Raw genomic sequence first — 12939 nt, forward strand, 5'->3', positions numbered from 1 at the left:
TTATTCTCCATCAAGAAATTTGCCCATTTGTGATAGAGGTTCACCAAGTTTTGTCACGGCTTCAGCCAATTCCTTGGTGTCTTCTTTTGTTAAGTCTGTATAAAGTTTGTAGTGCTCCTTGTCCGTCATATGTTTGTCCAACAAGCTATTAACAGACTTGAAATCTGCTTCCAATTCTTTAACTAAATCAGCATCTGATTTTTCTAGTAAAGGTTTAAAGAGTTGGAAAATCTTCTCAGCACCTTCAATATTGGCACGGAAGTCATACAAGTCTGTATGAGAATAAATTTCTTCTTCACCTGTAATCTTGCTTGTCGCTACTTCATTAAGCAAGTCAACTGCTCCAGTCAACATAACCTTGTAGTCCACATCCACAGTTGCAATCTTAGCCTTCAATTCTTTGATATCATTGACTAGTTGATCGCCATAACTTTCAGTTCCCTTAGTTGTATTTTCTTCCCAAAGGATACGCTCGATACGGTGGAAACCTGACCAACCTTCCTCAGTCTTATTTTCATCTACGTAGTCAGCCAAACGAAAGTCAATCTTGACATCTGACTCACCAAAGCTTTCAGCAATCGGTTCTGAACGCTCATAAGACATACGAATCAGTGGATAAACCTTCTTAGCCTCTTCTAATTTGCCTTCTTTCAACAGTTTGACAAAGCCTTCCGTATCTGTCAAAAGTTTATCAATTTGCTCTTGTACAAAATTCTTATAGTCAGCAGTAGCCTTATCAAGCATTTTTTGCTTGTCTTCAGACAAGGCTGTTACCTTAGAGGAATCACTTGTGTTGCTTGGCTGAGATTGATTATTAGCACAAGCAGTCAATAGCAAGGCTGAAGATAAAAGGACAAAACCTAGTTTTTTCATTGTATACTCCTATTGGTTCAGAAGACCCGAATTTATTTTACGCTCTATTATAACATGTATTTCCTCATTTTTCAATAAATTGTCAGAAAATTTAATGTTAGCTATCTAAAACTAATAATAGACTTTTAATCCTAAAATTGTTAAAATAAAAAGGAAAATAATAGAAAAAGGAAACTGTAAACCGCCATGATGAACATGCAAAACATGATGCGCCAAGCACAAAAACTTCAAAAACAAATGGAACAAAGCCAAGCAGAACTCGCTGCCATGGAATTTGTAGGAAAATCTGCTCAGGACCTTGTCCAAGCGACCTTAACTGGTGACAAAAAAGTTGTCAGCATTGACTTTAACCCAGCAGTTGTAGATCCAGAAGATCTCGAAACACTTTCAGATATGACTGCTCAGGCGATTAACGCTGCACTTGAACAAATTGATGAAACGACTAAGAAGAAACTAGGGGCTTTCGCTGGAAAATTGCCTTTCTAATCCACAAAAAAAGAGAAACATCTGTTTCTCTTTTTTTCTTAGAAATCAAAGAATTCCATTGCTTTCTTTAAGAGTAATTCCGTATATTCCGGATCGTCTTGAGCCATTGTGACTTGTGATTGGACCATTTCAAGATCATCAGTAATCATACCATCTGCACCGAGACGAACTGCTTTATCAAATGCCTCCGAACCATTTACGGTCCAAACATAGAGTCTCTGATCAGTTGTCCAGAGTTTATTGACAAAGTATTCATCCAAAGTCGAGTACTCCATCGTGTAACCAGTTGCCTTGGTTCTTGGGAAGATACTGTTATAGGGAAGAATAAAGTAAACTGGAATTTCAGAATCATAAGTCAACACTTTATCAATCACATGATAGTCTAGTGATTGCATCTGATGCCCATATTTCTTGATAGTCGCTCCATACTTTTCGAGGAAATGGTCCATCATTTGCGGACTATCTTTTTTACTGGTCTTAATCTCAATCAGCAATTTTTGGTTTAAGGCATTTGCACGCTCTAAATAGGCATCAAAGCTTGAAATCTTTGTTTGATAACCATTCTCGTAAATATCTGTATTTGTTAATTCATCCAGAGTCAAATCTTGCGGTGTAGCATTAATACCTGTTAAATTTTTGAGGTTAGCATCGTGCATCATCACGAACTGACCGTCTTTCGTTTCCTGCACATCCATTTCGATGAGATCTGGTTTTAGTTGAGCTGTTTTTTCTAAAGACTGCACAGTATTTTGAACACCGTTTTCATTACTTACTCCTCTGTGCGAAATCACTAAAGGTGTATTGGTATCCGGAGATTCCAGATAAACGTAGCCTTCTATGGCAAAAATGATACTTGCACACCCCATGACACCCCATCTCATCAGATGATCTTTCTTTCTCCTTGGCATGATCTCCAACTCCTCTCCTGTCAGGAAGGAAACAAACTTCACTAGGAAATAAGTCAAGGTCATGTAATGGAAATTTTTAATCAAGACAAAATTAATCACACCGAGAATCAAGGATTCTTTTTGAGTTAGATTATCCATCACTGCTTGCGCAAAAAGCAAGGGAATTAACAAACCAAAGAAGAAGAAATAGGTTTTAATGATAATGAGTAAAAGATGCCAAGAGAAGAAAAGAACGTTTTTCTTCGTCTTTTGGAGACTATATTTCACACTTTCTCTTACTGTCTTTCTTTCAAAGAGAATCTTAGGCAGGGCAAACATAAATCTGACAGAAATATAGAGTAAGATCCAAGCGGATGCTATGAAAATCAGTCCTACCAGCCAATGCTTACCTTCCCAATAATTCACAATAAAATCCGGGATAATAATTTTGTTGAGGTAATAGATTTTTAAGATCTTACGGATGAACGGGAAAAGCATAGCAATGTAAAAAAAGACAAAAGCCATCTTACAAAAGCTCAATCGCTTAACGAATAGAAAGCTCTGGTGAAATACTTTTCTACTGTACTCAATTAAAGTTCTCTTTTCATGATAGAGAAGGTGACGAGCCCCGATAAACAAAAGACAGATCTGGAAATAGGCAACCAGGAGATTGATTGCAATTAAGATAAGAAAGGCTAAACTGATAAAAGGCGAGCCTTGTATAATCGCCCAAAAGTTATTGTAGGAGATAAACAAGTAACCAGTTTGTCTCAGAAGCATGCCAGCAATCCATGAATTCAATGGTAGCCAGACAAACTCAACCATCATAAATATCAAGAAAAATAGAAATAAAATCTTATCTAGGTTATAGTATATCTTCCTAAAACCTAGCTTTTTAGGTTTTTCAGGTTTCATAGGCACTCCTAGTCTAAAAATTGGGATAAATCTAAGCCACCGAAAGGATTATTCATAGAAAAACTACTCTGGTCATCTATTAATAGCTTTCCTTCATCCGATTCCAAAAAAGCTTCGTAAACACGCGCCGTCATGCGGGCATCCTCTAAACTGTTATGAGACTTCCCGTGAAAGCCTAAAAAATTCGCTACAGTTTGCAATTTAAGGTTGGCTATCCCGTGTAAGTCAGAACTACGACGTTCAAAAGCCTCTTCATATAGATCAACCTTATACTGGTCACGATAATCAATACCATGCTCCAAGAGAATAGGCAAATCACTCTTAGCTGCATTGTAACCAACGATAGGTAAGTCGCCAACAAATGCCTGAAAGTCCTTTAAAACTTGTTCTACCTTTGGCGCATCTTTCAAGGTTTCAGCCGTGATTCCAGTCAAACCATTGATAAAACTCTTTAAAGGGGCTGTAGTATGAACATAAGAGTCAAAAGCAGCACTTTCTTGTCCATCTTGAAAGCGGACTGCTGATACTTGAATTAAATGGGTGACCCCCTCGTGTTGATTGAATTCCAAATCAAAGGCGATATAATCTCTTAATTTTTCCATTATTTACCTCAATTACTACCCAAACTAAACTATAAATAATAAAAGAAGCCATTAGGTTAGTGAGTAACCCAAACAGCTTCTTTATTTTCCTCCAAAAAGGCGAGCAAAAAAGCCTTTTTTGGTTGCTTGGACTTCTTCTTTTGCTTGGTCCAACTCGAGTTTCAAGGTTTCTTGATCCTTCATCGCTTGAAGAGTTAACTGTTGCTGTTGGTCCAACTGTTTGTCCTTTTCAGCAATCTGGCGGTCTTTAATGCGCATCTGTTCATCTTTTTCTGATAACTGGCGGTCTTTTGCCTTGAGCTGCTCATACAAACGAAGAATTTCAGCATTTTTCTCATCGACCAAGATTTCCATCAGTTCACGTTGTTTGACATCATCACTGACTGGTTCATCTTCAAAAATCGTTTTTTTATAAATTTCTTCTAGCTTAATCAAGCCACTTCGAGTAACAACAGTTACACCTTTGTCGTTCTTTTTCGTGTCCTCTTCTGGAAGTTCTTTGACACGGTTGTTGATTGCTTGACGAGATAGTCCTAAGACCTCTGCAATCTCACTGACGGTCATTTCAATACTCATAATATCCTCTGAAACGTTTTCTAGCTTTTCTTTATTTAAATCTTATCATAAGCTAGATAAACTGTCAAATTTCCGCTTAATCCAAGGCCTTTAAAAAGGCTAGTAAGACTTGGGCAGAACGACGTCCAGCTTCGATAATGAACTCATCAAAAGAGATTGAGGCCTCGTGATTGGCATTGTCACTCATGGCACGAATGACTAGGAAAGGTAGGCCAAGAGCCTGAGCTGCTTGTGCAATAGCAGCCCCTTCCATTTCAACTGCTAACACATCAGGAAAGTGGGATTTGATACTAGCAATCTTATCATCTCCAGCTATAAAACTGTCCCCTGTAGCAATCAATCCTAGGTGCCAGTTCTGTTCTAATTTAGATAAATTCTCTTTAATCCTAGCGATAAAGTTCTTATCGGATTCAAAGTAAAGAGGTTGACCAGCCATTTGGCCATAAGCATAACCAAAAGCAGTCACATCCACATCATGGTAAGCCAACTTATCCGCAATCACTACATCTCCCACAGCAATCCCTTCGGCAAGAGCACCTGCTGATCCTGTATTGATGATAGCTTCTACCTGAAAATGGTCAGCTAGAATAGCTACACTCATAGCCGACATGACCTTTCCAATCCCACTCTGAACTAGAACGACTTCTGTATTGACAACAGAGCCAGTGTAGTAAGTATTTCCAAGGACTTGGACTTCTTTAGGTTTGTCCAAATTCTGAGTCAAATGTAGGAGTTCTTCTGGCATGGCAGCAATGATTCCAATTTTCATTTCAAGTCCTTTCAATTACAAGAGTTTCATCGCTAAAATTAACAAAATCAAAAGTAGGATAACTGCAAACAAGATGCGATTGAGTTTCGAATTAAAAACATTTCTCTTGGTATTCTCAATGCGGCGACTCTTATGAATCGTTGGCTCTACTTCGATTGTAAGTGTATCTTGACTAAAACCGTGGTCTCTAGAGCGTGAATAACCAAAATGTTGTGAAGATGTTGGTAGGATCTTTGTTTCCTCATCATCTTGAAGAGGTGGTCCTGAGATTTTCTCACCACGATTGGCACGTTCAATCATTTCGTCTGTTAATAAAGGTTTTCCCATGGGTTGCTCCTCTATTTCTTTTGTAGTTCCCAGTACTGAATCGCCATAATGGTCTTGGCATCACAGATATGACCTGACTGGATCAGGTTCTTGGCTTCCTCTAGACTTACTTCTAGGACTTCCAAGGTTTCATCATCATCTTGTGGGCGAGGATTTTCCACCTTGATCAAATCACTAGCAAGGTAGAGTTTTAGTTTTTCATTACAAAATCCAATCGCAGAATAGAAATCGTATAAGAGTTCTAACTTTGCTGTGTAGGCAACCTCTTCTTCTAATTCCCGAAGAGCTGCTGCCATTGGATCCGCATTTTCACCAAGTTCTAGTTTACCAGCAGGAATCTCATAAGAAACAGCCTCGATGGCCTTCCGATATTGCTTAACAAGTACAATTTTATCCTCAGCTGTCACAGCTAGAACACAAACAGCTCCATTGTGAAAAATTAAATCACGTTGGGCAGTACCTTTGCCTTCTGGCAGTTCTACCTGATCTTGCACCAGTTTGAAAATAGGACCTTGATAGATTTCCTTCCGACTAATCGTTTTTTCTTCAAATTCCATGACAAACTCCTACTGGTTCTTCGGATGATGAGGTAAGCGTGTTGCGTACTCATCTTTATTAACTTGTCGTCCACGGCCGATAGCAATGGCATCAGCAGGAACATTCTTGGTAATAGTTGAACCCGCTCCAACCAGAGAATTATCCCCAAGTTCTACAGGAGCAATAATAGTTGAGTTTGAGCCAACAAAGACATTATTGCCAATGACAGTTTTGTATTTATTTTTGCCATCGTAGTTGACTGTAATAGTTCCTGCACCAAAATTAACGTTGCTACCCACTTCACAGTTTCCAATATAAGTCAAATGACCCGCCTTGGTATTTTCACCGATTGAAGATCCTTTTACTTCAACAAAGTTTCCAATGTGAACTTGAGAAGCAAGACTTGAGCCTGGACGAATATGGGCATAAGGACCGATTGTCACACCATCTGCAACTGTACTTTCCTCAATCATAGAGTTGGTAATCACGGCTCCAGCTCCAACGGTACTATCTACGATATAAGTTCCATTTGTTAAAATAGTCTCCGCACCAATCTTCGTTTGACCTTTCAAGGTAACGTTGGCTTCAATTTGTACCTCCGGAGCAATCTCAACATCAATGTCGATGTATGTTGCTTCAGGATTGACAAAGCTAACACCATTAACCATGTGCTTTTGATTGATACGACGACGCATCACTGCTTCCGCAGTCGCAAGAGCCACACGGTCATTTACCCCAAGACTTTCATCAAAATCTTTGAGAGTATAGGCGCCAACCTTCTCACCCGCATTACGGAAAATACCAATCACGTCAGTAATATAGTACTCACCTTGGGCATTGTTGGTGTTGATGTTTTTAAGAGCTTCAAAAAGACGTTCATTGTCAAATACATAAGTTCCTGTATTGATTTCCTTGATTTGCTTTTCAAAGTCAGAGGCATCTTTTTGCTCAACAATACGAAGAACTTCTGCGTTATCGTTGCGGACAATTCGACCATATCCAAAAGGATCAGCTGCTTCAGCTGTTAAAATAGTTGCCACATTTTTGTGGTTGATATGGAAATCCAAGAGGTTTTTCAAACTTTCACCTGTGATCAGAGGAGTATCCCCAGCGATAACCAAGGTGTGGCCAGTACGATTTTGGAGAATAGGCTCCGCCATCATGACAGCATGCCCAGTTCCTAGTTGTTCTGATTGGGTAACAAAGTCTGTCTGACCAGCCAATACTTGCTCAACTAGCTCAGCCTTGTGACCAACTACAGTGACTGTTTTTTCAGGTTGAATAGCACCAACACTACGAAAAACATGTTCTAACATCGAAATTCCAGCTACTTTATGAAGTACCTTTGGAAGATCTGATTTCATGCGAGTACCTTTACCCGCTGCTAAAATAATGGCATAATTTGACATAATCTTCTCTTTTCTCTAGAAATTCCCTTATATTATACCATAATTTAGTTTCTTAGGAGTAAACAAACAGAGAAATAGGGAAAAGACGCCCATTTATTCACTTTTTTCGATGTTTTCTTTGATTTTTTTATCTATTTACGTTAAACTATTTAGATATGAGAAAAAAGATTCATCCAGCTATTATTTTTACTTTATTTACTATATTTATAGCTATTTTGATCCTCAATAGACCAACTTATGAAGACCATCCTGTCAAGTCAAAACCCAATGCAGTCCAGGTTGAAAATCAGGCCTTGCATAATCTTGACAAACCTATCATTGATGTCTCTGGTTGGCAAAGACCTGAGGAAATCAACTACGATACCTTGTCTCAAAATATTTCTGGTGTTATTGTTCGCGTCCACAATGGGGCTCAACATACTGAAAAAAATGATGCGGCTTATGCCAATGGTATCGATAAAGCCTATAAAAGTCATATTACAGAATTTCAAAAGCGTAATGTCCCAGTTGGAGTCTATGCCTATCTAGCTAGCCCCAGCAAGGAAGAAATGGAAAAAGCTGCTGAGGTTTTCTACAACGCTGCTTCTCCATACAACCCTAGTTACTACTGGCTTGATGTTGAAGAGAAAACAATGTCTGATATGAACGAAGGTGTTGAAGCTTTTAGGGCTAAACTAGAATCCCTTGGCGCCAAAAATATCGGAATTTACATCGGTGTTTATTTTATGCAAGAACACAGTATCAATACAGATAAGTTCACTGCTGTCTGGATTCCATCCTATGGAACAGATTCTGGTTACTTTGAAACCACGCCTAATACTGATTTAGACTATGACCTCCATCAATATACTTCAAAAGGAAGAATTGCTGGATTTGAACATCATTTAGATATTAATCTCATTTCTACCTTGAAGGAAAAAGAAGAAACCTTCAGAAAACTATTTTTAAGACCATAAAACAAGTGAAAATTGCTCTCTTTTTCACTTGTTTTTTCATTTTCTTCTCGTCTGTGTTATAATTGATAGAATAGAGAAAGAATTTTATGAAATTGAGGATTTTATGATGTTTTCATGGATTGCAAGAGTTATTAAGGGAATCGTCATCGCCTTAGGATTTATCCTACCTGGAATTTCTGGCGGTGTTCTGGCAGCTATTTTGGGAATTTACGAGCGAATGATTAGCTTTCTAGCTCATCCTTTTAAGGATTTTAAAGAGAATTTCCTATACTTTATCCCAGTAGCAATCGGGATGTTGCTAGGCATTGGTTTGTTTTCTTATCCAATTGAGTATCTGCTAGAAAATTACCAAGTCTATGTTTTATGGAGTTTTGCTGGAGCTATCATCGGTACAGTTCCTAGCCTCCTTAAAGAATCTACTCGAGAATCTGATCGTGATAAGATCGACCTAGTCTGGTTCTGGGCCACCTTTATCCTTTCGGGTGTCGGGCTATACGCACTAAATTTTGTTGTTGGGTCTCTTAGTGCCAGTTTCGCTAGTTTCATCTTAGCGGGTGCTCTGTTGGCACTAGGTGTCTTGGTACCTGGTTTAAGTCCGTCAAATCTACTCTTGATTTTGGGACTCTATGCTCCTATGCTAACTGGTTTTAAAACCTTTGATTTATTTGGAACCTTCCTTCCTATTGGGATTGGTGCAGGTGCAACCCTCATCATTTTTTCAAAATTAATGGACCACGCCTTGAACAACTACCACTCCCGTGTTTATCACTTTATTATTGGAATTGTGCTATCAAGCACCCTCTTGATTTTGATTCCAAATGCTGGAAGTGCTGAAAGTATCCAATACACTGGACTTTCTATCGTGAGTTATGTTCTCATCGCCTTCTTCTTTGCACTTGGCATTTGGCTTGGTATCTGGATGAGTCAGTTGGAGGATAAGTATAAGTAATGGCAAAAAAAGTAAAGATTAAAAAAACTCTTGTCGAGCAAATCTTAACCAAAGCAGGGATTGAACACACAGGGATTCAAATAAACGCGCTTGAGGGTGAACTTCCTTCGGAATATGATCGAACACATATCTTTAAAACCTTGGCTCTACTGGGAGACAAGACAGGCCCAATCATCGGAATCGTCCCCATAACAGAACACCTCGCTGAGAAAAAACTAGCAAAGGTTTCTGGTAATAAAAAAGTAAGTATGATTCCTCAAAAAGATCTGGAAAAAACGACAGGCTATATTCATGGGGCTAATAACCCCGTCGGCATTCGCCAAAAACACAATTATCCCATTTTTATTGATCAGACTGCTTTGGATTTGGACCAAATGATTGTCTCTGCTGGAGAAGTCGGGCACAGTATTATCATCCGACCTCAAGATTTAGCCAGCTTTGTAAAAGCAGATTTTGCTGATCTCTTGGAGGAAAACAACTGATGAAACTCTATTTTGTTCGTCATGGTCGAACTGTCTGGAATCTTGAAGGACGTTTTCAAGGCGCTAGCGGCGACTCTCCCCTTCTTCCAGAGTCCATTGACATACTAAAACAACTTGGCCAGTATCTCAAGGAAATTCCTTTTGATACGATTTATTCTAGTGATTTACCCAGAGCCGTTAAATCTGCTGAAATTATCCAAAGTCAACTCCAGGCCCCTTGTCCTTTAAAGAGCATTCCTGACCTACGTGAATGGCAACTTGGCAAACTAGAGGGATTAAAAATCGCTACGCTCAATGCCATCTACCCGCAACAAATCAAGGCCTTTCGCTCTAATCTAGCTCAGTTTGATACGAGGATGTTTGAAGCCGAATCTCTCTACTCTACGACTCAGCGAACCATTCAGTTTATCAAATCTCTGAAAGAAAGTTCGGCTGAAAGAATTTTGATTGTCGGGCATGGGGCAAATCTCACTGCTAGCCTGCGTACACTCTTAGGCTATAAAGAGGCTCACCTCCGCAAAGATGGAGGCTTGGCCAATGCTAGTCTGACAATTTTAGAAACTGATGATTTTGAATCCTTCACTCTGGAAAGATGGAATGACACTTCCTATCAAGAAAAATAATGGAACTTGATCTTAATAGTCAAGTTCTTTTTAGTTTTCAAAGAATATCCGTGAATTTCTCTGCTATTTATGATAAAATGGGAGTATCGCAAAAAATGACTCATCGTATCAAATTTTGAGTAAAATTAGGAGGAACCCATGTCTACAGAACATATGGAAGAACTAAATGACCAGCAGATCGTTCGCCGTGAAAAAATGGCTGCGCTCCGTGAACAAGGAATCGATCCCTTCGGAAAACGTTTTGAACGTACTGCTAACTCTCAAGAACTAAAAGACAAATTTGCAGAACTTGATAAAGAACAATTACATGAACTAAATGAAACTGCTACTATCGCTGGACGCTTAGTAACTAAACGTGGTAAAGGGAAAGTTGGCTTTGCCCATCTCCAAGATCGTGAAGGTCAAATTCAGATTTACGTTCGTAAAGATGAAGTCGGTGAAGAAAACTACGAAATCTTCAAAAAGGCTGACCTCGGTGACTTCCTCGGTGTCGAAGGAGAAGTCATGCGTACGGATATGGGTGAACTCTCTATCAAGGCAACACACATCACTCACTTGTCTAAAGCACTTCGCCCACTTCCTGAGAAATTCCACGGTTTGACAGACGTTGAAACCATCTATCGTAAACGTTACCTTGACTTGATTTCTAATCGTGAAAGCTTTGAACGTTTTGTCACTCGTTCAAAAATCATCTCTGAAATTCGTCGTTACCTTGACCAAAAAGGTTTCCTTGAAGTGGAAACACCTGTTCTCCACAACGAAGCTGGGGGCGCTGCTGCTCGTCCATTTATCACTCACCACAATGCCCAAAATATCGATATGGTACTTCGTATCGCGACTGAGCTTCACTTAAAACGTCTTATCGTTGGTGGTATGGAACGTGTCTATGAAATTGGTCGTATCTTCCGTAACGAAGGTATGGATGCTACACATAACCCTGAATTCACTTCAATCGAGGTTTACCAAGCTTATGCAGATTTCCAAGATATCATGGACTTGACGGAAGGTATTATCCAACACGCTGCTAAGGCAGTTAAGGGTGATGGTCCAGTTAACTATCAAGGTACTGAAATTAAGATCAATGAACCATTTAAACGTGTTCACATGGTAGATGCTATCAAGGAAATTACTGGTGTAGACTTCTGGCAAGACATGACTTTCGAGGAAGCTAAATCTATCGCTACTGAGAAGAAAGTTCCAGTTGAAAAACATTACACTGAAGTTGGTCACATCATCAATGCCTTCTTTGAAGAATTTGTCGAAGAAACCTTGATCCAACCAACCTTTGTCTATGGACATCCAGTAGCAGTATCTCCACTTGCCAAGAAAAATCCTGAAGACGAACGCTTTACTGACCGTTTCGAGCTCTTCATCATGACCAAGGAATACGGTAATGCCTTTACTGAGTTGAACGATCCAATCGATCAACTTAGCCGTTTCGAAGCCCAAGCTAAAGCTAAAGAACTTGGGGACGATGAAGCGACTGGTATCGACTACGATTACATCGAGGCCCTTGAATACGGTATGCCACCGACTGGTGGTTTGGGAATCGGTATCGACCGCCTCTGCATGCTCCTCACAGATACAACTACTATCCGTGATGTATTGCTTTTCCCAACAATGAAATAAGCTCTTATCCTCTGGCCATTGTCAGAGGATTTTTAATATCAAAAGAGACTGAGATAAACTCAGTCTCTTTTTCTTATTCTTGATTTTTAACCTGACTAGTTGCCACATCTTCTCCAAACCATTTTTGACTGATCTCCTGGAACTTCCCTTCTTTGTATAGTGATACAAAGGCTTGGTTCAAGGCATCTAGCAACGTTTTATCAGCAGGTCTAACACCCACTGCAAAGGCTTCGCTTTCAAATCCAGCTGAAAAGACATTGTAGTCATTTAATATCCCTTCAGACTGGAGATAATAATTGGCATATACCCTGTCAATCAACAAGGCATCAATCCGATCATTTTTCAAATCAATTAAGGCTTCATTGAAACTTTGGTATTGGTTGGCCTTCTGGTCTTTCACTCGATTCTTGAGTAGTTCTGGTTGTCCTTCAAAATTCAAATAGCCAGAAGATCCAGCCTGGGCCCCTAAAACTTTGTCAGTCATATCCTGAACTGAGTGGATATTTTGAGACTTTTTAGAGACCAAAACTTGTTGATTTTCCATGTAAGGAATGGTAAAAGCAACCTTCTCTTTCCGTTCATCTGTTGCTGTATAGCCATTCCAGATGGCATCAATGGTACCATTTTGTAGTTCGGTTTCTTTCATATCCCAGTCGATGGGTTGAAATTTAATCTGAATTCCTAGCTTTTCAGAAACAGCTTGGGCTAGGTCGATATCAAAGCCCGCATACTGGCCATTCTTTTCCTCAAATCCCATGGGAACAAAGGTATTGTCAAAGCCAATGGTAATGCTTCCCTGTTTTTGATATTTGGCCCAATTATCCTGATTTGGATCACTTGCCTTCTGAGTACAAGCTGTCAGGAAGAAGCTAAAGAACAGAGCAAGTACAAGGGCAATTTTCTTTCTCTTCATAGGCAC

The 12939-nt window shown here is 39.4% G+C and carries 15 protein-coding genes; 6 read left to right on the forward strand and 9 right to left on the reverse strand.

What is annotated here, in order from left to right:
• On the reverse strand, positions 1-873 hold the full coding sequence (gene efeO, locus MK385_RS02975; RefSeq protein WP_268725246.1) for an iron uptake system protein EfeO: 873 nt from the start codon (positions 871-873) through the stop codon (positions 1-3).
• A 186-nt stretch (positions 874-1059) separates the two neighbouring features.
• Here efeO and MK385_RS02980 point away from each other — a divergent pair, with 186 nt between their 5' ends.
• A complete protein-coding gene (locus MK385_RS02980; RefSeq protein WP_000981515.1) occupies positions 1060-1359 on the forward strand; it encodes a YbaB/EbfC family nucleoid-associated protein in 300 nt (99 codons plus the stop codon).
• 38 nt (positions 1360-1397) lie between these two features.
• Here the strand turns inward: MK385_RS02980 and MK385_RS02985 are convergent, their stop codons facing one another.
• The 7 genes from MK385_RS02985 to glmU form a co-directional block, all read right to left on the reverse strand.
• Complete coding sequence (locus MK385_RS02985; protein ID WP_268725247.1) at positions 1398-3161, reverse strand: glycerophosphodiester phosphodiesterase; 1764 nt, start codon at positions 3159-3161, stop codon at positions 1398-1400.
• An 8-nt stretch (positions 3162-3169) separates the two neighbouring features.
• Entirely contained in the window at positions 3170-3763 is a 594-nt protein-coding gene (locus tag MK385_RS02990) for a 3'-5' exonuclease (protein WP_268725248.1), read from the reverse strand.
• 81 nt (positions 3764-3844) lie between these two features.
• Positions 3845-4339 carry a chromosome segregation protein RocS gene (gene rocS / locus MK385_RS02995; RefSeq protein WP_000021252.1) on the reverse strand — a complete coding sequence of 165 codons (495 nt, stop codon included), beginning with the start codon at positions 4337-4339 and terminating at the stop codon, positions 3845-3847.
• Between the two features lie 76 nt (positions 4340-4415).
• Positions 4416-5108 carry a 5'-methylthioadenosine/adenosylhomocysteine nucleosidase gene (locus tag MK385_RS03000; protein WP_268725249.1) on the reverse strand — a complete coding sequence of 231 codons (693 nt, stop codon included), beginning with the start codon at positions 5106-5108 and terminating at the stop codon, positions 4416-4418.
• Between the two features lie 15 nt (positions 5109-5123).
• A complete protein-coding gene (macP, locus tag MK385_RS03005) occupies positions 5124-5435 on the reverse strand; it encodes a cell wall synthase accessory phosphoprotein MacP (RefSeq protein WP_000517872.1) in 312 nt (103 codons plus the stop codon).
• An 11-nt stretch (positions 5436-5446) separates the two neighbouring features.
• Positions 5447-5992: an NUDIX hydrolase gene (locus MK385_RS03010; RefSeq protein WP_084859990.1), complete on the reverse strand. Its 546-nt coding sequence runs from the start codon at positions 5990-5992 to the stop codon at positions 5447-5449.
• A gap of 9 nt (positions 5993-6001) precedes the next feature.
• Positions 6002-7381, reverse strand: coding sequence for a bifunctional UDP-N-acetylglucosamine diphosphorylase/glucosamine-1-phosphate N-acetyltransferase GlmU (gene glmU / locus MK385_RS03015; RefSeq protein WP_268725250.1), 1380 nt, complete (start codon positions 7379-7381; stop codon positions 6002-6004).
• 155 nt (positions 7382-7536) lie between these two features.
• Between glmU and MK385_RS03020 the strand changes: the two genes are divergently transcribed.
• The 5 genes from MK385_RS03020 to lysS all read left to right on the forward strand — a co-directional run bounded on the left by MK385_RS03020 (position 7537) and on the right by lysS (position 12020).
• Complete coding sequence (locus tag MK385_RS03020) at positions 7537-8337, forward strand: glycoside hydrolase family 25 protein (protein ID WP_268725251.1); 801 nt, start codon at positions 7537-7539, stop codon at positions 8335-8337.
• A 106-nt stretch (positions 8338-8443) separates the two neighbouring features.
• Entirely contained in the window at positions 8444-9286 is an 843-nt protein-coding gene (locus tag MK385_RS03025) for a DUF368 domain-containing protein (protein WP_268725283.1), read from the forward strand.
• Positions 9286-9768, forward strand: coding sequence for an aminoacyl-tRNA deacylase (locus tag MK385_RS03030; RefSeq protein WP_268725252.1), 483 nt, complete (start codon positions 9286-9288; stop codon positions 9766-9768). The genes MK385_RS03025 and MK385_RS03030 overlap by 1 nt, the downstream gene beginning before the upstream one ends.
• Positions 9768-10391, forward strand: coding sequence for a histidine phosphatase family protein (locus MK385_RS03035; protein WP_268725253.1), 624 nt, complete (start codon positions 9768-9770; stop codon positions 10389-10391). Before MK385_RS03030 ends, MK385_RS03035 begins: the two co-directional genes overlap by 1 nt.
• Before the next feature lie 138 nt (positions 10392-10529).
• Positions 10530-12020, forward strand: coding sequence for a lysine--tRNA ligase (gene lysS, locus MK385_RS03040; protein ID WP_268725254.1), 1491 nt, complete (start codon positions 10530-10532; stop codon positions 12018-12020).
• 73 nt (positions 12021-12093) lie between these two features.
• Here the strand turns inward: lysS and MK385_RS03045 are convergent, their stop codons facing one another.
• Positions 12094-12933 (reverse strand): amino acid ABC transporter substrate-binding protein, encoded by an 840-nt coding sequence (locus MK385_RS03045; protein ID WP_268725255.1) that lies wholly within the window; start codon positions 12931-12933, stop codon positions 12094-12096.
• Positions 12934-12939: the final 6 nt, after the last annotated feature.

This window comes from Streptococcus oralis (genome assembly GCF_026782125.1).
GTDB lineage: Bacteria > Bacillota > Bacilli > Lactobacillales > Streptococcaceae > Streptococcus > Streptococcus oralis_CE.